This window comes from Kitasatospora papulosa, from assembly GCF_000717245.1.
GTDB lineage: Bacteria > Actinomycetota > Actinomycetes > Streptomycetales > Streptomycetaceae > Streptomyces > Streptomyces papulosus.
In genome coordinates this window covers 357,924-379,147 of record NZ_JNYQ01000001.1, presented here as the reverse complement: position 1 = coordinate 379,147, position 21,224 = coordinate 357,924, and the positions used below count along the sequence as shown (strand labels likewise).

General features: G+C 72.3%; 17 protein-coding genes. 6 read left to right on the top strand and 11 right to left on the bottom strand.

Translation table 11 applies throughout. From position 1 onward, the window contains the following. The first annotated feature begins 7 nt into the window (after positions 1 to 7). Genes IA22_RS0101615 through IA22_RS0101595 form a run of 5 tightly spaced genes read left to right on the top strand, consistent with a single transcriptional unit; the run spans position 8 to position 5,088 of the window. Positions 8 to 1,531 (top strand): sugar ABC transporter ATP-binding protein, encoded by a 1,524-nt coding sequence (locus IA22_RS0101615; protein ID WP_030122526.1) that lies wholly within the window; start codon positions 8 to 10, stop codon positions 1,529 to 1,531. Then, positions 1,528 to 2,580, top strand: a complete 1,053-nt coding sequence (locus IA22_RS0101610; RefSeq protein WP_030122525.1) for an ABC transporter permease — start codon at positions 1,528 to 1,530, stop codon at positions 2,578 to 2,580. Before IA22_RS0101615 ends, IA22_RS0101610 begins: the two co-directional genes overlap by 4 nt. Continuing rightward, positions 2,564 to 3,616 (top strand): ABC transporter permease, encoded by a 1,053-nt coding sequence (locus IA22_RS0101605; RefSeq protein WP_030122523.1) that lies wholly within the window; start codon positions 2,564 to 2,566, stop codon positions 3,614 to 3,616. Before IA22_RS0101610 ends, IA22_RS0101605 begins: the two co-directional genes overlap by 17 nt. A gap of 53 nt (positions 3,617 to 3,669) precedes the next feature. Continuing rightward, complete coding sequence (gene rhaS, locus IA22_RS0101600) at positions 3,670 to 4,755, top strand: rhamnose ABC transporter substrate-binding protein (RefSeq protein WP_030122521.1); 1,086 nt, start codon at positions 3,670 to 3,672, stop codon at positions 4,753 to 4,755. Between the two features lie 18 nt (positions 4,756 to 4,773). Next, complete coding sequence (locus IA22_RS0101595; RefSeq protein ID WP_014156217.1) at positions 4,774 to 5,088, top strand: L-rhamnose mutarotase; 315 nt, start codon at positions 4,774 to 4,776, stop codon at positions 5,086 to 5,088. An 82-nt stretch (positions 5,089 to 5,170) separates the two neighbouring features. Here IA22_RS0101595 and IA22_RS0101590 read toward each other — a convergent pair whose 3' ends face one another. The 10 genes from IA22_RS0101590 to IA22_RS33880 all read right to left on the bottom strand — a co-directional run bounded on the left by IA22_RS0101590 (position 5,171) and on the right by IA22_RS33880 (position 18,976). Beyond that, positions 5,171 to 6,757, bottom strand: a complete 1,587-nt coding sequence (locus IA22_RS0101590) for a vWA domain-containing protein (protein ID WP_030122520.1) — start codon at positions 6,755 to 6,757, stop codon at positions 5,171 to 5,173. 126 nt (positions 6,758 to 6,883) lie between these two features. Beyond that, on the bottom strand, positions 6,884 to 7,771 hold the full coding sequence (locus IA22_RS0101585; protein ID WP_030122519.1) for an ABC transporter permease: 888 nt from the start codon (positions 7,769 to 7,771) through the stop codon (positions 6,884 to 6,886). Further along, positions 7,768 to 10,527, bottom strand: coding sequence for an alpha/beta fold hydrolase (locus tag IA22_RS0101580; protein WP_030122518.1), 2,760 nt, complete (start codon positions 10,525 to 10,527; stop codon positions 7,768 to 7,770). The genes IA22_RS0101585 and IA22_RS0101580 overlap by 4 nt, the downstream gene beginning before the upstream one ends. 185 nt (positions 10,528 to 10,712) lie before the next feature. After that, positions 10,713 to 11,327, bottom strand: a complete 615-nt coding sequence (locus IA22_RS0101575) for a DUF4291 domain-containing protein (protein ID WP_038271612.1) — start codon at positions 11,325 to 11,327, stop codon at positions 10,713 to 10,715. Between the two features lie 120 nt (positions 11,328 to 11,447). Next, positions 11,448 to 12,488, bottom strand: a complete 1,041-nt coding sequence (locus tag IA22_RS0101570; protein ID WP_030122516.1) for an aminoglycoside phosphotransferase family protein — start codon at positions 12,486 to 12,488, stop codon at positions 11,448 to 11,450. A 73-nt stretch (positions 12,489 to 12,561) separates the two neighbouring features. Continuing rightward, positions 12,562 to 14,061 carry a CoA-acylating methylmalonate-semialdehyde dehydrogenase gene (locus tag IA22_RS0101565; RefSeq protein WP_030122515.1) on the bottom strand — a complete coding sequence of 500 codons (1,500 nt, stop codon included), beginning with the start codon at positions 14,059 to 14,061 and terminating at the stop codon, positions 12,562 to 12,564. Between the two features lie 14 nt (positions 14,062 to 14,075). After that, a complete protein-coding gene (gene iolD / locus IA22_RS0101560; protein WP_030122514.1) occupies positions 14,076 to 15,989 on the bottom strand; it encodes a 3D-(3,5/4)-trihydroxycyclohexane-1,2-dione acylhydrolase (decyclizing) in 1,914 nt (637 codons plus the stop codon). Then, complete coding sequence (iolB, locus tag IA22_RS0101555) at positions 15,986 to 16,873, bottom strand: 5-deoxy-glucuronate isomerase (protein ID WP_030122513.1); 888 nt, start codon at positions 16,871 to 16,873, stop codon at positions 15,986 to 15,988. Before iolB ends, iolD begins: the two co-directional genes overlap by 4 nt. Before the next feature lie 31 nt (positions 16,874 to 16,904). Next, on the bottom strand, positions 16,905 to 17,795 hold the full coding sequence (locus tag IA22_RS0101550; protein WP_015577203.1) for a Cgl0159 family (beta/alpha)8-fold protein: 891 nt from the start codon (positions 17,793 to 17,795) through the stop codon (positions 16,905 to 16,907). Next, positions 17,792 to 18,976 carry a 5-dehydro-2-deoxygluconokinase gene (locus tag IA22_RS33880; protein WP_038271610.1) on the bottom strand — a complete coding sequence of 395 codons (1,185 nt, stop codon included), beginning with the start codon at positions 18,974 to 18,976 and terminating at the stop codon, positions 17,792 to 17,794. Before IA22_RS33880 ends, IA22_RS0101550 begins: the two co-directional genes overlap by 4 nt. A 168-nt stretch (positions 18,977 to 19,144) precedes the next feature. Here IA22_RS33880 and IA22_RS0101535 point away from each other — a divergent pair, with 168 nt between their 5' ends. Further along, complete coding sequence (locus tag IA22_RS0101535) at positions 19,145 to 20,071, top strand: sugar phosphate isomerase/epimerase family protein (RefSeq protein WP_030122512.1); 927 nt, start codon at positions 19,145 to 19,147, stop codon at positions 20,069 to 20,071. A gap of 70 nt (positions 20,072 to 20,141) precedes the next feature. Here IA22_RS0101535 and IA22_RS0101530 read toward each other — a convergent pair whose 3' ends face one another. Then, entirely contained in the window at positions 20,142 to 21,194 is a 1,053-nt protein-coding gene (locus IA22_RS0101530) for a zinc-dependent alcohol dehydrogenase family protein (protein ID WP_030122511.1), read from the bottom strand. Positions 21,195 to 21,224 lie beyond the last annotated feature (30 nt).

Genomic DNA, 21,224 nt, shown 5'->3' with positions numbered 1-21,224 from the left:
AGCTCCCATGAACCAGTCCGCCCCGGACCCGGCCCCGGTCCTCGCCCTGAAGGGCGTGAGCAAGTCGTTCGGTGCCGTACGGGCCCTGCAGGACGTGTCCCTGCAGCTGTTCGCCGGCGAGGCGCACGCGCTCGCGGGTGAGAACGGCGCAGGCAAGTCGACCTTGATCAAGGCCCTCGCCGGAGTGCACCGGCCGGACGGTGGCGAGGTGCTCCTCGACGGCGAGCCCGTCGTCTTCCACGGCCCGGCGGACGCGCGTGACGCCGGCATCGCCGTCATCTACCAGGAGCCGACGCTCTTCCCCGATCTCTCCGTCGCGGAGAACATCTTCATGGGCCGTCAGCCCCGGCGGTCCCTGGGACGTATCGACCGCGGGGCCGTGCACGGGACCACCGCCGCGCTGATGCGGAGGCTCGGGGTCGATCTCGCCCCGGACCGGCCCGCCCGCGGGCTGTCCATCGCCGACCAGCAGATCGTCGAGATCGCCAAGGCGCTCTCCTTCGACGCCCGCGTCCTGATCATGGACGAGCCGACGGCCGCCCTGACCGGCAGCGAGACCGCCCGGCTCTTCGCCGTCGTCCGCGCACTGCGCGCGGAGGGCGCGGCGGTGCTGTTCATCTCCCACCGCCTGGAGGAGATCTTCGCGTTGTGCCAGCGCGTCACGACCCTGCGTGACGGCCGGTGGATCTCCTCCGAGCCGCTCGAAGGGCTCACCGAGGAGGACCTGGTGCGCAGGATGGTGGGGCGCGACCTCGACGACCTCTACCCCAAGCAGGACGCCGAGGTCGGCGAGGTCGCCCTGTCGGTGCACCGGCTGACCCGCGAGGGTGTCTTCCGCGACGTGTCCTTCGACGTCCGCCGCGGCGAGATCGTCGCGCTCGCCGGGCTGGTCGGCGCCGGGCGCACGGAGGTCGCCCAGGCGGTCTTCGGTGTGGACCGCGCCGACGCGGGCGAGGTGAAGGTCGCGGGCACGGTGCTGCGGCCCGGTTCGCCGACCGCCGCGATGGACGCCGGACTCGCGCTCGTACCGGAGGACCGGCGGCAGCGCGGTCTGGTCATGGATATGTCGATCGAGCGCAACATCGGACTCACCGGTCTGGGCGAGGTCCGCAGGCGCGGGCTGGTCAGCCGGGCCCTGGAGCACGACCGGGCCGCCGACTGGGCGGTGCGTCTCCAGCTCAAGTACAACCGGCTGGCCGACACCGTGGGCGTGCTGTCGGGCGGCAACCAGCAGAAGGTCGTGCTGGCCAAGTGGCTGGCGACCGGCCCCGCCGTGCTGATCGTCGACGAACCGACCCGCGGGATCGACGTCGGCACCAAGGCGGAGGTCCACCGTCTGCTGTCCTCGCTCGCGGCGGAGGGTCTCGCCGTACTGATGATCTCCTCCGACCTCCCCGAGGTCATCGGCATGGCCGACCGGGTGCTCGTGATGCACGAGGGCCGTCTCGTCGCCGAGATCCCGCGTGGCGGCGCCACCGAGGAGTCGGTCATGGCGGCGGCCACCGGACGCAAGGGAAGGGCAGCGGCATGACCACCACCGTCCAGAGCCCCCCGGACACGGCGAAGGCGCCGGAACGCGGTGCGTCCTCGCTCGTGGACGCGGTCTTCCGGGCCCGCGAGATCTCCATCGCCGGGGCGCTGGTCCTGCTGATCCTCGGCACCTACCTGGCCAACCCGCTCTTCCTGTCCGACCAGGGCATCAAGGACCTGCTGCTCAACGCCTCGATCCTGGTACTGCTCGCGGTCGGCCAGTCCGCCGTGGTGATCACCCGGAACATCGACCTCTCGGTCGGATCGGTGGTGGGCCTCTCCGCCTTCGCCTGCGGCAAGTTCGTGGCGGGGACCGACCACGGGGTCCTGACGGTGATGCTCCTCGGCATCGCCATCGGCGTGGTCTGCGGACTGGTGTCCGGCGCCCTCGTCAGCTTCGGCGGGGTCCCGGCGCTCGTCGTGACCCTGGGCATGCTCTACATCATCCAGGGCGTCGACTACTGGTGGGCGCAGGGCGAGCAGATCAGCGCCTCCGAGGTGCCCGAGGCGGTCCTGGGCCTCGGCAGCGGCAGCGTCCTGGGCGTTCCCTACCTGCCGTTGATCGCGCTCGCCCTGCTCGCGGCGACGGCGTACTTCCTGCGCTCCTACCGTTCGGGACGCGAGCTGTACGCCATCGGGTCGAGCCCCGAGGCCGCCCGCCTCGCCGGTATCCCGATCCGCCGCCGGGTGCTCGCGGCGTACGCCTTCTCCGGGGCCGTGGCCGGTTTCGCGGGGGCCCTGTGGCTCGCCCGTTTCGGCACGGTCGTCGCGGACAACGCGCACGGCTGGGAGCTGACCGTCGTCAGTGCCGTGGTCGTGGGCGGTGTCGCCATCACCGGCGGCACCGGAACCGTCTGGGGCGCGGCGCTCGGCGCCCTGCTGCTCACCACCATCGGCAGCGTCCTGGTCGTGCTGAAGGTGGACTCCTTCTGGCAGGGCGCCATCACCGGTGCCCTCCTCCTGCTGGCCATCAGCGTCGACCGGATCGTGAACCTGCGGATGACCGCCGCACTGAGGAAGAGGAACGCCCGTCATGACCACGGCGCCTGACACCAAGGCGGCTCCCTCGCCGCGGGCCGCGACCAAGTCCTCCCTCGTGCGCGGTCTGGCGCTGCGCTGGGACACCGCGGTCGGTGTCCTGCTGGTGGCGGTTCTCGTCGTCGGGCTCGGGACCACCGAGGGCTTCGGTTCGGCCGAGAACCTCGCGTTCGCCTTCAACGACATCGCCGAGGTCGCGATCATCGCACTGCCGATGACTCTCCTGGTCGTCGCCGGACAGGTCGATCTGTCGGTCGCCTCCATGCTGGGTCTGGGCAGCGCGCTGACCGGTGCTCTCTGGGAGGCCGGCTGGGCGTTCGAGACGATCGTCCCGGTGGTGCTCCTGGTGGGCGTCGCCGGAGGTCTCCTCAACGGCTGGCTGGTCACCAGGGTGGGGCTGCCGTCGCTGGCCGTCACCATCGGCACGCTGGCGCTCTACCGCGGGCTGGCCTCGGTGGTGCTCGGCAGCGACGCGGTGACGGACTTCCCGCAGGTCTACGCGGACTGGGCCGTCGACACCACGACCGCCCCGGGCACCTTCCTCACCTATCCGGTACTGCTCTTCATCGTCCTGGCCGCGGTCACCGCGGTGGTGCTGCACGCCACCGGTCCGGGCCGCTCCCTCTTCGCGATCGGCTCCCAGGAGGAGGCGGCGTACTTCGCCGGCATCCGGGTCAAGCGGATCAAGCTGCTGCTCTTCGTCGCGACCGGGCTGTTCTCCGCGTTCGCGGGTGTCCTCTTCACCCTCCGGTACGGAAGCGCCCGCGCGGACAACGGTCTCGGCTTCGAGATGCTCGTCATCGCGTCCGTCCTGCTCGGCGGCATCGACTTCGACGGCGGGAAGGGCACGCTCTTCGGCGCGGTCGCCGGTGTCCTGCTCATCGGCGTACTGAAGAACCTGCTCACGCTCAACGACATCGCCAACGAAGTACAGGTCATCGTGACCGGGCTGCTGCTCGTGGCGTCCGTGCTGACCCCGCGGGTCATCGCCGCGGTCGTCGAACGACGGCACCGGCGGGCCGCGAACGCCCCCGCGCCCCAGCCGTGACTCCCCGCTCTCCCCGTCCTCGTCCGCTCCTTCCTCGAAAGGCACACGCCGCCATGATGCTCCGCACTGCCGCTGGGCGCCGCGCCGTCGCGACCGCAGCCGCCGCCGTCTCCCTCACCCTCGCCCTGACCGCCTGTTCCGGCACCACGAAGGACAGCGCGGGGAGCGGGGGCGCGAAGGCCGCCGGCTCCGCGAAGGCGGACCCGGACGCCCCGTTGAAGAAGGGCCTGAAGATCGCCTTCCTGCCCAAGCAGATCAACAACCCGTACGAGAAGATCGTCGACGAGGCGGGCATCGAGGCGGCGAAGGAGTACGGCGGCACGGGCAAGGAGGTCGGCCCGTCCGACGCGAACGCGTCCTCGCAGGTCTCCTACATCAACACCCTGATCCAGCAGCGCCAGGACGCGATCCTCCTGGCGGCGAACGACCCCAACGCGGTGTGCGGCCCGCTCAAGCAGGCGATGAAGAAGGACATCAAGGTCGTCGCGTACGACTCCGACACGGCGAAGGACTGCCGTCAGCTGTTCATCAACCAGGCCAGTTCGGAGGAGATCGGCCGCAGCCTCGTCCAGCACCTCGGGAAGCAGATCGGCTACAAGGGCAAGGTCGCGATCCTGTCCGCCACGCAGAACGCGACGAACCAGAACACCTGGATCGAGTTCATGAAGGAGGAGCTGAAGCTCCCCGCGTACAAGGAGATGGAGCTGGTCAAGGTCGCGTACGGCGACGACGCGGACCAGAAGTCGTTCCAGCAGACGCAGGGCCTCATGCAGGCCTATCCCGACCTCAAGGGCATCATCTCCCCCACGACGGTCGGCATCGCCGCCGCGGCCCGCTACCTGAGCGACTCCTCGTACAAGGGCAAGGTCGTGCTGAACGGTCTCGGCACGCCGAACCAGATGCGCAAGTACGTGAAGGACGGCACGGTCGAGCAGTTCTCGCTCTGGAACCCGGAGGAGCTCGGCTACCTCGGCTCGTACGCGGCCGCAGCGCTGGCGTCGGGGCAGATCTCCGGCGCGGAGGGCGAGAAGTTCAAGGCAGGCAAGCTCGGGGAGTACACGATCGGCAAGGACGGCGAGGTCATCCTCGGCGAGCCGACCGTCTTCGACTCCGGGAACATCGACACGTTCGACTTCTGATCGGGGGGTGACGGCTCCATGCAGCGCGTCTGCTTTCTGCTGAAGGTCCGTGAGGACCGCAAGGACGAGTACCGCGAGCGCCACGCCGCGGTGTGGCCGGACATGCTCGCCGCGCTGTCGGAGGCGGGCTGGCACAACTACTCGCTGTTCCTGCGTGAGGACGGCCTGCTGGTCGGCTATCTGGAGACCGAGGACTTCGACGCGGCCCGGGACGCGATGGCCGCGACGGAGGTCAACGCGCGGTGGCAGCGGGACATGGCCGGGTTCTTCGAGCAGTCGGAGGCCGCCGACGAGGCCATGGTCCCGCTGACCGAGGTGTTCCACCTGGCGTAGTCCGCCCGGCTCACCGCCCCGGCTGTCCGTGACAGCCGGGGCGGACGACGGCCGGCTCGCACGGACCGCTCCCCCGGCCGTGTCAGCCGACCTCGCCCTCCTCACCCCGTGGCCGGGAGGCGCCGTTCCTGATCCGGTCGGCCTGCTCGATCATCGTCGCCAGCTTCTCCACCGAACTGTCCTCGGTGGCGGCCGCCAGCTTCCGCGCACGGCTCGCGAGTTCGCCGAGCGGGGGCGTTCCCGGCAGGTCACCGCCGCGCAGCGTGTCCGCGAAGTACGCGGCCACCGCGGTCACCTGGAGCCGCGTGGCGGCGCCGTCCCAGAGCTTCCCGCCGACCGCGCCGGTCTCCACCGACCCGGTCTCCTCGTGGGGCTTGCGCGTCTTCGGGTCCAGCCATCGCACGGTGGCCGTCGCGACGCGGCCGGAGGCACCCGTGCGCAGCCGTACCGCGTAGAGCGCGGTCACCGTGTGGCCGGGGCCCACCTCGCCGCCGTCGACGCTGTCGTCACGGAAGTCGTCGTCGGCGACCTTGCGGTTCTCGTAGCCGATCAGCTCGAACTGCTGGACGGTTCTGCGGTCGAAGGCCACCTGGGCCTTGGCGTCGCGGGCCCGGAGTTCGACGTGGGCGGGCAACTGGTCGACGAAGACCTTCCTGGCCTGGGCCTCGTCGGCGATGTAGGTGGTGTTGCCGTCGCCCTTGTTGGTGAGGCGTTCCATCAGCTCGTCGCCGTAGTCGCTGCCGACCCCGACGCCGAAGAGGGTGATGCCGTACTCCTGGCGGGCGTCCCCGACGCGTTCCAGGATCGCGTCGGCCTCGGTCTCGCCGGTGTTGGCGAGGGCGTCGGAGAGCAGGACGACCCGGTTGGTGGCGCCCTTGCGGTGGCCCTCGACCGCCTCCTCGTAGCCCCGTTCGACGCCGGCCGCCACATTGGTGGAGTCGGCGGGCTCCATCTCCTCGATGGCGTCGCGGAGCTTGGTGCGGTTGCCCCGCAGACGGGTCATCGGCAGCCGGGTCTCGGCCTTCTCGCTGAAGGTGACCAGCGACACGGAGTCGTCGTCGCGCAGTTCGTCGGCGAGGATGCCCAGCGAGGTCTTCGCGAGGTCGAGCCGGCCGGGTTCGGCCATCGATCCGGAGATGTCGACGACGAAGGTCAGGGCGGCGGGCGGGCGTTCGCCGGTGTTCGACGCGGCCCTGGTGGCGAGCCCGACCCGGACGAGCGACCAGCCGGCGGCGTCGGAACGGGCACCGTCGACGCTCACCGCGAAGCCGTTGCCCTTCGGCCGCTCGTACCCCTGGCGGAAGCTGTTGACGAACTCCTCCGGGCGCACGGTGTCCGCCGCCGGGAGCTGCCCGTCGCCCAGGGTGCGTCGCGCGTACCCGTATCCGGCGGTGTCGACGTCGAGAGCGAAGGTCGACAGGTAGTCGGGCGCGGCGCTCTCCCGGGCCGGGCCGTCCCCCTCCTGCCGGCTCGCCCCGTCCTCCTCCTGCTGCGGTGCGGCGGACCGGGCGCCGGAGGGCTGCCTCCCTCCGGCGGGTCCACCGCTGCCGGTGGAGCGGTCGACGGCGGAGTCGGCCGTCGTCCCCGGCCCGCCGCAGCCGGTCATCAGGATCCCGCCCGCCAGGAGGAGCGCCAGCGCCCCCCGATACGTCCTTGCCCTGCGGTCCATCGGTACCCCCCACGTCGTGGACATCTGTGACTGTGACGTGCGGGACGGCCGGGCGGAGTCGTCAGAAGCGTTGCGGAACCGTCTCGATGGGGCAACAGCGGGCGGTGGCGGGGCGGAACGTGAAGGTCAGGACACGATGTCCTTACGACTGAACCCGCGGAAGGCGAGGGCGAACAGGATCAGGGCATACGTCACGGACACGGCCGCCCCCTTGGCCATCCCGCCCCACTCCAGATCGGGCTGGAGGGCGTCGGCCCAGGCGAACTGCCAGTGCGCGGGCAGGAACTCACGCCAGTCGCCGAGTGCGGTGACCGCGTCCAGGACGTTTCCGACGATCGTCAGCCCGACGGCGCCGCCCACCGCGCCGAGCGGCGCGTCCGTCTTCGTGGAGAGCCAGAAGGCGAGTCCGGCGGTGACGAGTTGCGAGACGAAGACGAACGCGACGACCAGCGCGAGCCGCGGCACGGTGTCCGAGGAGGCGAGCGCGCCCCCGGTGGGCAGCTTGAGGGGCCCCCAGCCGTACGCGGCGGCGCCCGCCACCAGGGCGACGAGCGGCAGCAGCACCATCGCGGCGAGGCTGAAGCCGAGTGCGACGACGAGCTTGCTCCAGAGCAGCCTGGAGCGGGGCACGGGCGCCGCGAGGAGGTAGCGCAGCGAGGACCAGCTCGCCTCGGAGGCCACGGTGTCCCCGCAGAACAGGGCGACCGGGACGACGAGCAGGAAGCCGGCGGAGACGAAGAGGCAGGTCGCCGCGAAGTTCGCGGCGGACTCCGTCGCGACGTCCATGAGGTTGATGCGCGAGCCGCCCCCGCCGCCGCCGTCCCCACCGCCGGGCGTACCGCCGATGGCGAAGGCGATGATCAGGATGAACGGCAGGGCCGCCAGCACCCCGCCCATCAGCAGGGTGCGGCGCCTGCGCAGCTGCCTCATCGCCTCGACGCGCAGCGGCAGGGTCCGGCGCGCGTGGTAGCCGGGGGCTTCGGCGAGGGCCTGGATCTCTGGTGCGGAGCTCATGCGGATCCTTGGGAGATGAGGGTGAGGAAGGCGTCCTCCAGGCGTCGGTGCGGGCCGACGCCCGTCACCGGCACGTCGAGACGCACCAGTTCGGCGACCAGCTGCGCCGCGGTGGCACCGTCGAGACGGATCAGCAGCCCGTGGCCGTCCTCCGTGCGGACGGCGGAGCCGATGCCCGGGAGGGCGGCCGCCTTGTCCACGAGTGCTTCGGTGACCTCGGTGCCCGTGGTGACGAGCAGCATGTCCCCGGAGCCGGTGATCTCGGCGACCGGTCCGGCCTGGACGAGCTGTCCGCGGTCCATGACCACCAGGTGCGTGCAGGACTGTTCGACCTCGGAGAGGAGGTGGCTGGAGACGATCACGGTGCGGCCGCCGGCCGCGTACCGGATCATCACGTCCCGCATCTCGCGGATCTGGGGCGGGTCGAGCCCGTTGGTCGGTTCGTCGAGGATGAGGAGGTCCGGCATGCCGAGCATGGCCTGGGCGATGGCGAGACGCTGCCTCATGCCCTGGGAGTAGGTGCGCACCGCGCGGGCCAGGGCGTCGCCGAGCCCGGCGATCTCCAGGGCCTCGTCGATGTGGGCGTCCTCGGCGGGCCGCCCGGTCGCCTGCCAGTAGAGCTCCAGGTTGGAGCGGCCGGACAGGTGCGGGAGGAAGCCTGCGCCTTCGACGAAGGAGCCCACGCGGGACAGCACGGGCGCCCCGGGCCGGATGGCGTGCCCGAAGACCCGGATCTCGCCGGCGTCGGGGGTGATGAGCCCCATCAGCATGCGCAGGGTGGTGGTCTTCCCGGCGCCGTTGGGTCCGAGGAGGCCGAGGACCTGCCCCTTCTCGACGCGGAAGCCGAGATCGCGCACCGCGTACCGGTCGGTGGACTTGGCGTACTTCTTGGACAGGCCCGTGATCTGCAGCGGAACACCGCTCAGGGCCGGGTCCGGGGCGGGGGTGGCGGTGCGCCTGCGGGCGGTGAGCAGCAGGGCGGCGGCGATGACCACGGCGGCTGCGGGGAGACCCCAGGTCCACCAGGGCAGGGTGGCCGCCGCGGTCTTCACGCCGGGTGCGGTGGGCACGGTGAGCGCACCGTCGAGGGTGACGGTGTACGTCGCGGGCTCGGCGGGCGAGGCGTAGGCGAGGTCGGTCGCGGAGAGGACGAGCCTGAGCCGGTGCCCGGCGTCGACCTCGTGGTCGACGGCGGGCAGGGTCAGCTCGACCGGCTTGCCCTGCTCGGCGGGGGTCACCCGGTAGGGGGCGACCAACTGCGAGGGCAGCACCTGCTGCTTCCCGTCCGGGGAGACGTCGTAGACCTTGCCGAACAGCACCGCGTCACCGTGGTCCGCCTTCACGTCCACGGTGACGGTGGGGGAACCGGTGACGTGGACGGAGCGCTCCAGCGGGGCGGACTCGAAGCTCGCGTACTGCCCGGGGAAGTCGAGGGAGAGCCCGACGCCGAGCGAGGACAGCTGGGAGAGCCCGCCCCCGATGCCGGGGAGGGCGGAGACGGAGGGCGGGGCGGCTCCGGCGGGGTTGCGGAAGGTCTGGGTGAGACCGTCCGGTGCCTTGCGTCCGCTGCCACCGCCGCCGGTCGCCGGGGCCTCCTGGCCCCCGCCGGTGGTGGCGTCCTGGCCGCCGCCCGTGCCGGGCTGCTGGCGGGCACCGGTGAGGGGGATCTTCCGTCCGCCGCTGGTCAGCCCGGGGTACGTCTCGCTGCTCGCACCCCGCTTGAGGGCGGCGCCGTCGGTGGAGTCGACGCCACCGGTCCGGGTCACGCGGAAGCCCGGCCCGGTGTCGGCGCCCTTGTCCTTCTTCAGATAACGGTCGAACCAGTCGCCGACCCGGCCCTCGACCCGGTCGCCCTCGTCGTCCCCGCCGTCGTGTCCGCCGGAGATCCAGTCGACGGAGACGGGTGCGCCGTTGGCCTTGACGGCCTCGGCCATGGCGTCGGCCTGGCCGAGCGGGAAGAGGGAGTCGCTCTGGCCCTGGAGGATGAGCGTCGGTACGTCGATCCGGTCGGCCACGGCCTCGGGGGAACGTTCCGTCAGCAGGGCGCGTGCGGCGACGTCCGGCTTGCCGCTGACCGCGACCCGCTCGTACATCTCGCACAGTTCCTTCTGGAACCTCTGGCAGCCGCCGCCGGAGCTGACGAAGATCCCGGCCCAGAGCTTCTTGAACACCCCGTCGGGGAAGAGCGCGTCGGCGAGGTTCCAGTAGCTGATCACCGGTGCGACGGCGTCGACACGCCGGTCGTAGCCGGCGGCGAGCAGGGACACGGCGCCGCCGTAGGAGGCACCGGTGACACCGACGCGCGGGTCGCCCTTCGCGTCGAGCTCCACCTCGGGCCGGCCGGCCAGCCAGTCGATGAACCCGGAGACGTCCTTGACCTCGCCGTCGGGGGCGTTGAGCGTGATCTCCCCGGTGGTCCTCCCGAATCCTCGGGCGGACCAGGTCATGACGGCGTACCCGTCGGCCGCCAGCTTCTCGGCCTGCGCGCGTACGTCGTTCTTGCTGCCGCCGAAGCCGTGCCCGATCAGGACGGCAGGCCGGCGCCCGGTGCCTCCGGACGTGAAGTACGAGGTGTCGACCGACACCCCGTTCATCTTCAGCATCTGGTCCTGCCGGTGCACGGACGGCGCACTGTCGTCGGCGGTGGCGGTCCAGGTACCGGCGCCCACGAGCACGGCGAGGGCGGCGACGCCCGCGGCCCACCGGCCTCGGGTACGGGGCAGCCGGTGCCGCCACCGGGAAGTCGGGTTCTCCATGACTCGACCCTAAACGGAACGGCCCGGGGGCCGGGGTGCCCCCGGGCGGAGGTGCACGGCATCCCTGGGAGGTACGCCCGGTCCTCCCCGTACTCCGCATGCGGTACACCCGGCCTCACAAAAAGGGGACATACGTGCACATCCGCCGGAAGGCGTCCCCGGGATCGCGGTGGAGGTGCCGGTCCCTACCGGTCCGCCGGAACCGGAGCCTGGAGGCCGGTGAGGGGTTCCTCGACCGGGAGCAGAGCGGATGCCCTGTCCGTCTCGCCGGCCCTGACGAGTGCGTGGATCTCGTGGGCGAGCGGCGTGACGTCGGTGACGGAGACCAGCCACTCGTCCGCGTAACGCCGCGCCGCCTCGCCGCTCAGTCCGAGCTGGAGGGAGCGGTGGGGCAGCGCGTTCAGGTGGAGGTCGCGTTCCGGGTCCCACTGGACGCGCGTGGGACTGCGGCGCAGGTCCCGCTGCCAGGTGGCCCGGTCGGCGTGCACTCCCCTGACGTAGTGCGAGAGTTCGGCGTTCTCCAGGGCCCAGCCGAAGCCCTCGCGGCTGATCTCGACGGCGAGCACGGTCTCCTGGCCCTCCTTCGCGCCCCAGCCGCAGCGGTACATCATCCACAGGAAGCTCGGCTTGATCCAGGTCATGCGGTCGCGCTTCCACTCGGACGGGAAGCGCCCGTCCCGGGCGGCGGCCAGTCCGATCGCGGGCCGATATGCCTGGTACACCGTGACGGTGGAGTCGGTGTGGCGCGCGCGGATCTCGTGACGGGGCGGGCCGGTTCGGTCGTTCATGCGCCTCAGCATGAGGGGTCCCCGCACGTCGCAGCACCTGGATTTCGCGGCCGGACCGCGCCCGGGCCGGACGGGTCGGACCACGCCGGGCCGTTCCGGACGCGCCGGGCCGTTCCGGACGTGGGACCTCCGCTAGGGGCGGCGCGTCGGCACCGGGCGGAGCGCCGGCCAGCGGTCGAGGAGCGCGCGGCGCAGGTCTGCCGCGAGAACCTGGAGTCTCCGCAGCTCCCCGTGGTCCGCGGTCGCGGCGACCACGCCGAGCCGGTGGACGAGGCGTTGGCGGGCGGTGGCCGTGCCCCATTCCCAGTCCTCGTGCGGAAGCCGGGCCAGGTGGTCGGTGCTGCCCCGGTGTGCGCGCTGGACCAGGGCGTCGCCCCGGATCAGCCAGCCCGCGCAGGCGTCGGCGAGACCGGCGTCCGGGAGCGGGGTGCCGGTCCCGGCGTGCCAGGCCGTGCGGTAGGCGGTCTCCGCGCGCTCCAGCAGGGGGCCCGCCGCCCTGGTGACGCACCAACAGGTCGGGAAACCGACGCGGAGATAGGAGAGTTCCATCAGGCCACTGCCGAGGGATGCCTGCTCGAAGTCGATGAACCGGACACCGTCGGGGGTGTGCAGGTCGTTGCCGGGGCACGGGTCGCCGTGGAGCAGGGCGGTGCCCTCCGCCCGGCCGAGGCGGTCCACGAGGGCGTTCAGCTCGTCGCGCACCCCGGGCCCCTCGGAGATCCCGAAGGTGGCGGCCAGGGTAAGAAACGAGCTGACGTCGGCGGCGGACGGGCCCTGCCACCGGGGAAGGCTTCCGGCGTCCTCGGGGCCGCCGGTGCTGTGCAGCCGGGCGAGGGCCGTGGCGTAGTCGACGATCCACTCGGCGGCGGGACGCCGGTGGTCCAGGTGTTCGAGGACGAGGACCCGCTCGGCGGGGTCGGTCCCGAGGAGGGCGGGCACCACGGGGGACCCGGACGCCCGGCCGGCGATGCGCAGGGCCGCCACCTCGCGTGCGTACCGCTCGTCGGCCTCGGGGGCTTCCACCAGTTGTTTCAGCACGGCCGGACGCCCGCGCAGCTCGATGCGCCAGACCCGTGAGCGCGGGCTGCTCTCCAGGAGGGACGGGCCCGGGGCGGGCTCGCCCAGGGTCTCCCTCAGGGCCTCACCGAACGGAAGCTGCGACGCCGTCTCCATGGGGCCAGTGTTCCACTGCGGGCTCCCGCGTCCCCCTGGATTTCCAGGGGGACGCGGGACACCTGAGGCCGGGTCAGTGGTTGCGGGGGAGACCGAGGTCCACGCCGGCCGGGGCGTCGGCCGGGTCGGGCCAGCGGGTGGTGACGACCTTGCCGCGGGTGTAGAAGTGCACGCCGTCGTTGCCGTAGACGTGGTGGTCGCCGAAGAGGGAGTCCTTCCAGCCGCCGAAGGAGTGGTAGCCCACCGGCACCGGGATCGGGACGTTGACGCCGACCATGCCGGCCTCGATCTCCAGCTGGAAGCGGCGGGCCGCGCCTCCGTCACGGGTGAAGATCGCGGTGCCGTTGCCGAAGGGTGACGCGTTCATGAGGGCGACGCCGTCCTCGTACGTCTCGACGCGCAGGACGCACAGGACGGGGCCGAAGATCTCGTCGCGGTAGGCGTCGGAGTCGGTGGAGACGTGGTCCAGGAGGGACAGCCCGATCCAGTGGCCGTCCTCGAAGCCCTCGACGGTGTGGCCGGTGCCGTCGAGCACGACGTCGGCGCCCTGCGCGGCCGCGCCGGTGACGTAGGAGGCGACCTTGTCGCGGTGGGCGGCCGTGATGAGCGGGCCCATCTCGGAGGCGGGGTCCGTGCCGGGGCCGATCTTGATCTTCTCGGCGCGCTCGCGGATCTTCGCCACCAGCTCGTCCGCGACGGAACCCACGGCGACGACGGCGGAGATGGCCATGCAGCGCTCACCCGCGGAGCCGTACGCGGCGGAGACGGCGGCGTCGGCCGCGGCGTCCAGATCGGCGTCGGGGAGGACCAGCATGTGGTTCTTCGCCCCGCCGAGGGCCTGGACGCGCTTGCCGTGCGCGGAGGCGGTGGCGTGGATGTACCGGGCGATGGGGGTGGACCCGACGAAGGAGACGGCGGCGACGTCGGGGTGGGCGAGGAGCCCGTCCACGGCGACCTTGTCACCGTGCAGGACGTTCAGCACGCCGTCGGGCAGGCCGGCCTCGGCGGCGAGCTCGGCCAGCAGGTTGGCGGCCGACGGGTCCTTCTCGCTGGGCTTCAGGACGAAGGTGTTGCCGCAGGCGATGGCCAGCGGGAACATCCACATCGGCACCATGGCCGGGAAGTTGAAGGGCGTGATGCCCGCGACGACGCCGAGCGGCTGCCGGATGGAGGAGACGTCGACCCGGCTGGAGACCTCGGTCGACAGCTCTCCCTTGAGCTGGGTGGTGATGCCGCAGGCCAGTTCGACGATCTCCAGGCCGCGGGCGACCTCACCGAGCGCGTCGGAGTGCACCTTGCCGTGCTCGGCGGTGATCAGTGCGGCGATCTCGTCACGGTGGGCGTCGAGCAGGGCCCGGTAGCGGAAGAGGACGGCGGTGCGGGCGGAGAGCGAGGAGGTGCCCCAGGTCTCGTACGCCGTCCTCGCGGCGGCGACCGCGGCGTCGACCTCCTCCAGGGAGGCGAGCGCGACCTGGGTGGTGACGGCGCCGGTCGCGGGGTCGGTGACCGGACCGTGGTGACCCGACGTGCCCTCGACGGTCTTGCCACCGATCCAGTGGTTGACGGTCTTCATGAACGGGGTCTCCTTCACAGGTGGCGGCGTCGGGCTGCGATCTGCCGGTCGTACTCTTTTCTGGCCTCGACCGCCGACGGGCGGGTCGCGGTCTCGGCCACGGGAACATCCCACCACGCCTGCGCCGGGGGAGGCCCCGACACTGTGTCTGCCGTTTCGGTCTCGACGTAGACACAAGTGGGACGGTCCGCGCCGCGCGCCTTGGCGAGGGCCCGGCGCAGCTCCCCCACCGACGCGGCGCGCAGCACCCGCATGCCGAGCGAGGCGGCGTTGGCCGCGAGGTCGACGGGCAGCGGGGCGCCGGTGAAGTCCCCTTCCGCGGTGCGGTGCCGGTAGGCGGTGCCGAGGCGTTCGGCGCCCACGGACTCGGAGAGGCCGCCGATCGACGCGTACCCGTGGTTCTGCAGGATGACGAGCTTCACGGGAAGCCCCTCCTGCACGGCGGTGACGATCTCGGTGGGGTTCATCAGGTACGTGCCGTCCCCGACGAGTGCCCAGACGGGCCGGCCGGGCGCCGCCAGCTGGACCCCGAGGGCGGCGGGGATCTCGTATCCCATGCAGGAGTAGCCGTATTCGACGTGGTACTGCTGCGGGGAGCGGGCCCGCCAGAGCTTGTGGAGGTCGCCGGGGAGGGAGCCGGCGGCGTTGATCAGGATGTCGTCCTCGGTGACCAGTTCGTCGAGCAGTCCGAGGACCTGGGCCTGGGTGGGACGGGCGTCGGGGTCCGTGGTCGAGAAGGCCGCGTCGACGCGCCGCTCCCAGTGGCCCTTGGCGTCGGTGTACTCGCTCTCGTAGGCCGGGTCCACACGGTGTCCGTGTGCGCCGAGGGCCTCTCCGAGTGCCCCGATCGCGGTACGGGCGTCCGCGACGAGGGGCAGCGCGGAGAGCTTGTGGGCGTCGAACCCGGTGATGTTGAGGTTGAGGAAGCGGACGGCCGGGTCGGCGAAGAGGGTCGCGGAGGCGGTGGTGAAGTCGGTGTAGCGGGTGCCGATGCCGATGACCAGGTCGGCGTCGCGGGCGAGCGCGTCGGCCGTGGCGGTGCCGGTGTGGCCGATGCCTCCCACGTCGGCGGGGTGGTCGTGGCGCAGGGAGCCCTTTCCGGCCTGGGTGGAGGCGACGGGGATGCGGGTGGCGGCGGCGAAGGCGGCGAGGGCCTCCTCGGCGGCGCTGTGGTGGACCCCGCCGCCCGCGACGATCAGGGGGCGGCGTGCGGTACGCACGGCACGGACGGCCTGGTCGAGTTCGTGGGGGTCGGGGGCCTGCCTGCGGACGTTCCAGACGCGGGGCGCGAAGAACTCCGCCGGCCAGTCGTACGCCTCGGCCTGCACGTCCTGCGGCAGCGCGAGCGTGACGGCACCGGTCTCCGCGGGGTCGGCGAGGGTGCGCATGGCCTGCAGGGCGGCCGGAATCAGCGCCTCGGGGCGGGTGATCCGGTCGAAGTAGCGGGACACGGGGCGCAGGCAGTCGTTGACCGACACGTCGCCCGAGTGGGGCACTTCGATCTGCTGGAGCACGGGGTCGGCGGGCCGGGTGGCGAAGGTGTCCCCGGGCAGCAGCAGCACGGGCAGGTGGTTGACGGTGGCGAGCGCGGCGCCGGTGACGAGGTTGGTGGCGCCGGGGCCGATGGAGGTGGTGACGGCGTGGGCGGACAGCCGGCCGGACTGGCGGGCGTATCCGACGGCGGCGTGCACCATGGCCTGTTCGCTGCGGCCCTGGAGGTACGGCATCGCGGGTCCGGCTTCGACGAGCGCCTGCCCGACCCCCGCGACGTTGCCGTGGCCGAAGATGCCCCAGGTGGCGCCGATCAGACGGTGGCGGCGGCCGTCGCGCTCGGTGTACTGACGGGCGAGGAAGGCGATCAGGGCCTGCGCGGTGGTGAGCCTGCGGGTGGACGCGGTCGTGCCGGAGGCACGGCGTGGTGGGGTCACCGGGCGGCCTCCGGACCGTGCAGCGGCAGTCGTGGGTCGACGGGCCGGCCGGGCCAGGTGTCCCGGATCCAGCGGTGGTCCGGGTGGTCGCGGATGAGCCACTCCCTCTGCTCGCCCGGGCCCGCCATGACGTTCAGGTAGTACAGGGTGCGGCCGGGCGGGGCGATGGACGGGCCGTGCCAGCCGTCGGGGATGAGGACGGCGTCCCCGGTGGCGACTTCGGCGAGGACGTCCGTGCCGCCTTCGCGGGACGGGGACACCCGGTGGTAGCCGAGGCCGTCGTCCTCGACCTCGAAGTAGTAGATCTCCTCCAGCACGGATTCGGCGCCGGGGTGGTACTCGTCGTGCTTGTGCGGCGGGTACGAGGACCAGTTGCCGCCGGGGGTGAGGACCTCCACGGCGATGAGCCGGTCGCAGTCGAAGGTGTCGGCGGCGGCGAAGTTGTTCACCTGGCGCGAGCAGGTTCCGGCGCCGCGGAGTTCGACCGGTACCTCCGGCGCGGGACCGTAGCGAGCGGGGAGTCGTCGCTCGCACTTCGCTCCTGCCAGGGCGAAGCGGCCTCCTGCGCCGGAGGCGATCTGGGCGCCGGCGTCGCGTGGGACGTAGGCGAAGTCGGTCACGGCGCCGAACACGTCTTTCCTGCCCAGCAGTTCAAAGATCTCACCTGCTGTGCGCACCGTACAGCCACCGGACAACGGCAGGATGATCCATTCGCTCTCCCCGGTTTCCAGCGTGTGAACGCCACCCGGTTCGAGTTCCAGGACGCGCAGACTCGACCGCTCCCACCCGGCCCGCTCGGGACCGATGTCCAGGGCGTAGGGGCCGCTCGCCGCGTGCCCGGCCCTGAGGTGGTACCTCTGCTGCTCGTCGGACGTCGTCGTCATGACACCATCCCTACCCGTCGTCAGGCCTCGTTCACAGAAGTCCTACGGCCGTGTCGACCGCTCCCGCGACGTCACCGTCGGCGGGGTAGAGCAACGAGCGTCCGACGACCAGCCCCTGGACGGTCGGCAGCCGCAGCGCGCCGCGCCACCGCTCGTAGGCCGTGTCCGGGTCCTCCGCGAGGTCTCCGCCGAGCAGGACCGCGGGGAGGGTCGAGGTCCGCATCACCCGTTCCATGTCCTCGGGGTCCTCGGTGACGGGGACCTTGAGCCAGGTGTACGCGGAGGTGCCGCCGAGCCCCGAGGCGATGGCGATGGACGTGGTGACGGCGGCGGCCCCGAGGTCGGTGCGGATTCCCGCGGGGGTGCGGCGGCAGAGGAAGGGCTCGACGAACACGGGCAGCCGGTGGGCGGCCATGGCGTTCACGGTGCGGGCGGCTGTGTGCAGGGTGTCCAGGGAGCCGGGGTCGTCGTGGTCGATCCGCAGGAGCAACTTGCCGGCGTCGAAGCCCTGCTGGGAGAGATCGACGGGGCGGTGGCCGGTGAAGCGGTCGTCCAGTTCGAAGGAGGCCCCCGCGAGTCCGCCCCGGTTCATGGAGCCGATGACGATCCTGTCCTCCAGCGCACCGAGGAGCAACAGGTCCTCCAGGACGTCGGCACCCGCGAGCACCCCGTCGACGCCGGGGCGGGCCAGGGCGAGGCAGAGGCGTTCGAGCAGGTCGAAGCGGTCGGCCATGGCCAGGCCGTCGTCGCCGACGGCGAGGGCGCCGCGGGCCGGATGGTCGGCGGCGATGATCATCAGCCGTCCGGTGGGGCCGAGGAGCGGGCGTCTGCGGCGGGCCCCTGCGGCCTCGGCGACGGCCTCGGGGTGGTGGGCACGGAGCCTGACGAGATCGGCGACGCCGCCCGCGGCGGGCGGGGTCACGGGGCGTCCCCCGTGGCCGGGGCCACCAGGCCTTCGGCGAGGGCCTGTTCGACCTCGTGCGGAAAGGGCATCGCGGAGGAGCAGGCGAGCCGGGAGGCGACGATGGCCCCGGCCGCGTTGGCGTAGCGCATCACGTGCCCGGTGTCCCAGCCGGCGAGCAGACCGTGGCAGAGGGCGCCGCCGAAGGCGTCCCCGGCGCCCAGGCCGTTGACGACGTCGACGGGGAGGGGCGGGATCTCGGCGGTGGTGCCGTCGCGGTGGACGGCGAGGACGCCTCCCGGCCCCTGTTTGACGACGGCGAGTTCGGGTCCGGCGGCGAGGAGGGCGGCGGCCGCGGCACGGGGGTCGCGCTCCCCGGTGGCGATCTCGCACTCGTCGAGGTTGCCGACGGCGACCGTGGCGTGGGCGAGCGCCTCGCGGTAGTGGGCGCGTGCGGCTTCGCCGTCGCCGTCCTTCTGCTCGCCCCAGAACATGGGGCGCCAGTCGAGGTCGAAGACGGTGATGCGAGGAGGAGGGCCGGGCGACTCCGGTGGCCGGCTCCCGGCCGGCCCGGCGGCCGGAGCCCCGCCGTCGGCGCGACCGCCCGGGGTTCCGTCGTGAGCAAAGGTGCCCCCGGTCCCGGTCCGGGCCCTGCTGCCCTCGGTTTCCGCGCGACGGGCCCTGCTGTCCTCGGTCTCCGCGCGGGCCCGGCGGTACGGGCGCTCGGCGCGGGCCCGGAGTGCGGTGAGGGTGGCGGTGCGGCTGGGTTCGGCGCAGAGGCCGGTCCCGGTCATCCAGAAGACCCGGGCGGCGCGTACCGCGTCCAGGTCCAGCTCCTCGCCCCGGATCTCCAGGTCGGGGGCCTTGGGCTGCCGGTAGAAGTAGAGGGGGAAGTGGTCCGGCGGGAAGATCTCGCAGAAGGTGACCGGGGTCGGGTACTCCGGCACGGCACTCACCCACCGGTCGTCCACGCCGAACTCCCCCAGCGCCTGGTGGAGGTAGTCACCGAAGGCGTCCTGCCCGGTCCGTGTGATCACAGCCGTACGCCGTCCCAGCCGGGCGGCGGCCACGGCGACGTTGGACGGTGAGCCGCCGAGGAACTTCCCGAAGGTCTCGACCCGGGCCAGTGGTACACCGGTCTGCAGCGGGTAGATGTCCACCCCGATCCGCCCCATGGTGATCACGTCGTACGGCTCAGGCATACGCATCCCTTCGACCCGGTGCTCCGGCCCGGCGCACCGTCCCCGGAGTCGGCCACGGCCGGACGGCCGCTCCCAGGTCTAGCCCTCGCCCTGGACCCTGTCAACACTTTGTCCGGACATTCGGACGAACTCTTGACACTGTTTCCCGAGGACTGGAGGGTGGGCGATATGACCTCCTCCGTACCCTCTTCGGCCCGCATCCGCATCGGCTCGGCACCCGATTCATGGGGGGTGTGGTTCCCCGACAATCCACAGCAGGTGCCCTGGGAGCGATTCCTCGACGAGGTCTCCGAGGCGGGCTACGAGTGGATCGAACTCGGCCCCTACGGCTACCTGCCGACCGACCCCGCCCGCCTCGCGGACGAGACCGCCCGCCGGAATCTCGCCGTCTCCGCGGGCACCGTCTTCACCGGATTGCACCACGGTCCGGCGGTCTGGGACCGGACCTGGGAGCATGTCGCCGGTATCGCGGCACTCACCCGGGCGATGGGCGCCGGGCATCTCGTGGCCATCCCGTCGTTCTGGCGGGACGACAAGACGGGTGAGGTGCTGGAGGACCGGACACTCACTCCCGCGCAGTGGCGCGACCTCACCACCCAGACCGAACGTCTGGCGCGCGAGGTGCGGGACCGCTACGGGCTGCGGATCGTGGTGCACCCGCATGCCGATACGCACATCGACAGCGAGGAGAACGTCAACCGCTTCCTCGACGCCACGGATCCCGAACTGGTCTCCCTCTGCCTCGACACGGGCCATTACGCGTACTGCGGCGGCGACAGCGTCGAACTCATCCGGACCTACGGCGAGCGGATCGGCTATCTGCACCTCAAGCAGGTCGACCCGGCGGTGCTCGCCGATGTCGTCGCGAACGAGGTGCCGTTCGGACCGGCCGTGGCGCGCGGTGTGATGTGCGAGCCGCCGGGCGGGGTGCCCGCGCTGGAGCCGGTGCTGGATGCCGCGCGCGCTCTGGGCACCGACCTGTTCGCGATCGTCGAGCAGGACATGTACCCCTGTCCGCCCGACAAGCCCCTGCCCATCGCGCGCCGTACCCGCGAGTTCCTCCGCATCTGCGGGCCCGCGCGTCCGTCCTCCTGAGCCGCCTGGAACCTCTCCCGTCGCAGCAGTCGCTACAGCCACTGCAGCTACCGCAGCCACTGACCGGTGGTCAGGCCTCCCTCGCCGGTTCGATGATCGTGACGCCCGCTCCGGGCGCGGTGCCCATCGCGGCGAGGGCCGCCGGGGCGGCGTCCAGGGTGATGGTGGAGGTCACCAGGAGGTCCGGTCGCAGGGTCTCGGCCCGGACCATGTCCATCATCGGCGGGTAGTCGTGGGCGGCCATGCCGTGGCTGCCGAGGATCTCCAGCTCCAGGCCGATCACCCGTGCCATGGGAACCACCGGGTCGCCGGTGGCCGAAGGCAGCAGCCCGACCTGGACATGACGGCCCTGCCTGCGCAGGCTCCGCACGGAAGCGGAGCAGGTGACCGGGGAGCCCAGGGCGTCCAGCGACAGATGGACACCGCCGCCGGTCAGTTCGCGGACCGCCTCGTCCGCACCGGCGGGGTGCGCGGAGGCGTCCACGCACTCCGCGGCGCCGAACGCCCGCGCCAGCTCCAGGGCCCGCTGCGAGACGTCGACCGCGACGACCCGGGCTCCGCATGCCACCGCGATCATCACGGCCGACAGCCCGACCCCGCCGCAGCCGTGTACGGCCACCCACTCCCCCGGCGCCACCCGCCCCTGCCCCACGACGGCCCGGAACGCCGTGGCGAAGCGGCATCCGAGCCCTGCCGCCGTGGCGGACGACAGCCCGTCGGGCACCGCGACCAGGTTGACGTCGGCCTGCTCCAGCGCCACGTACTCGGCGAAGGATCCCCAGTGGGTGAAGCCAGGTTGGGTCTGGTGTTCACACACCTGCTGGGCGCCGGACGCGCAGGCGGGACACCGGCCGCAGGCGCAGACGAAGGGCACGGTGACCCGGTCGCCGACGCGCCAGTTCCGCACGCCGGGGCCCGTCTCCTCGATGACCCCGGCCAGTTCGTGCCCGGGTACGTGCGGGAGAACGATGTCCGGGTCGTGGCCCATCCAGCCGTGCCAGTCGCTCCGGCAGAGCCCCGTGGCCTCCACCCTGACCACCACCCCCGCACCGGAGGGCGCGGGGTCCGGAAGGTCCCGGACCCGGGCCGCCTGACCGAACTCCTCGAAGACCACTGCCCGCATCGCTTCCGCCTCCCATGATCCGGCCGTCTC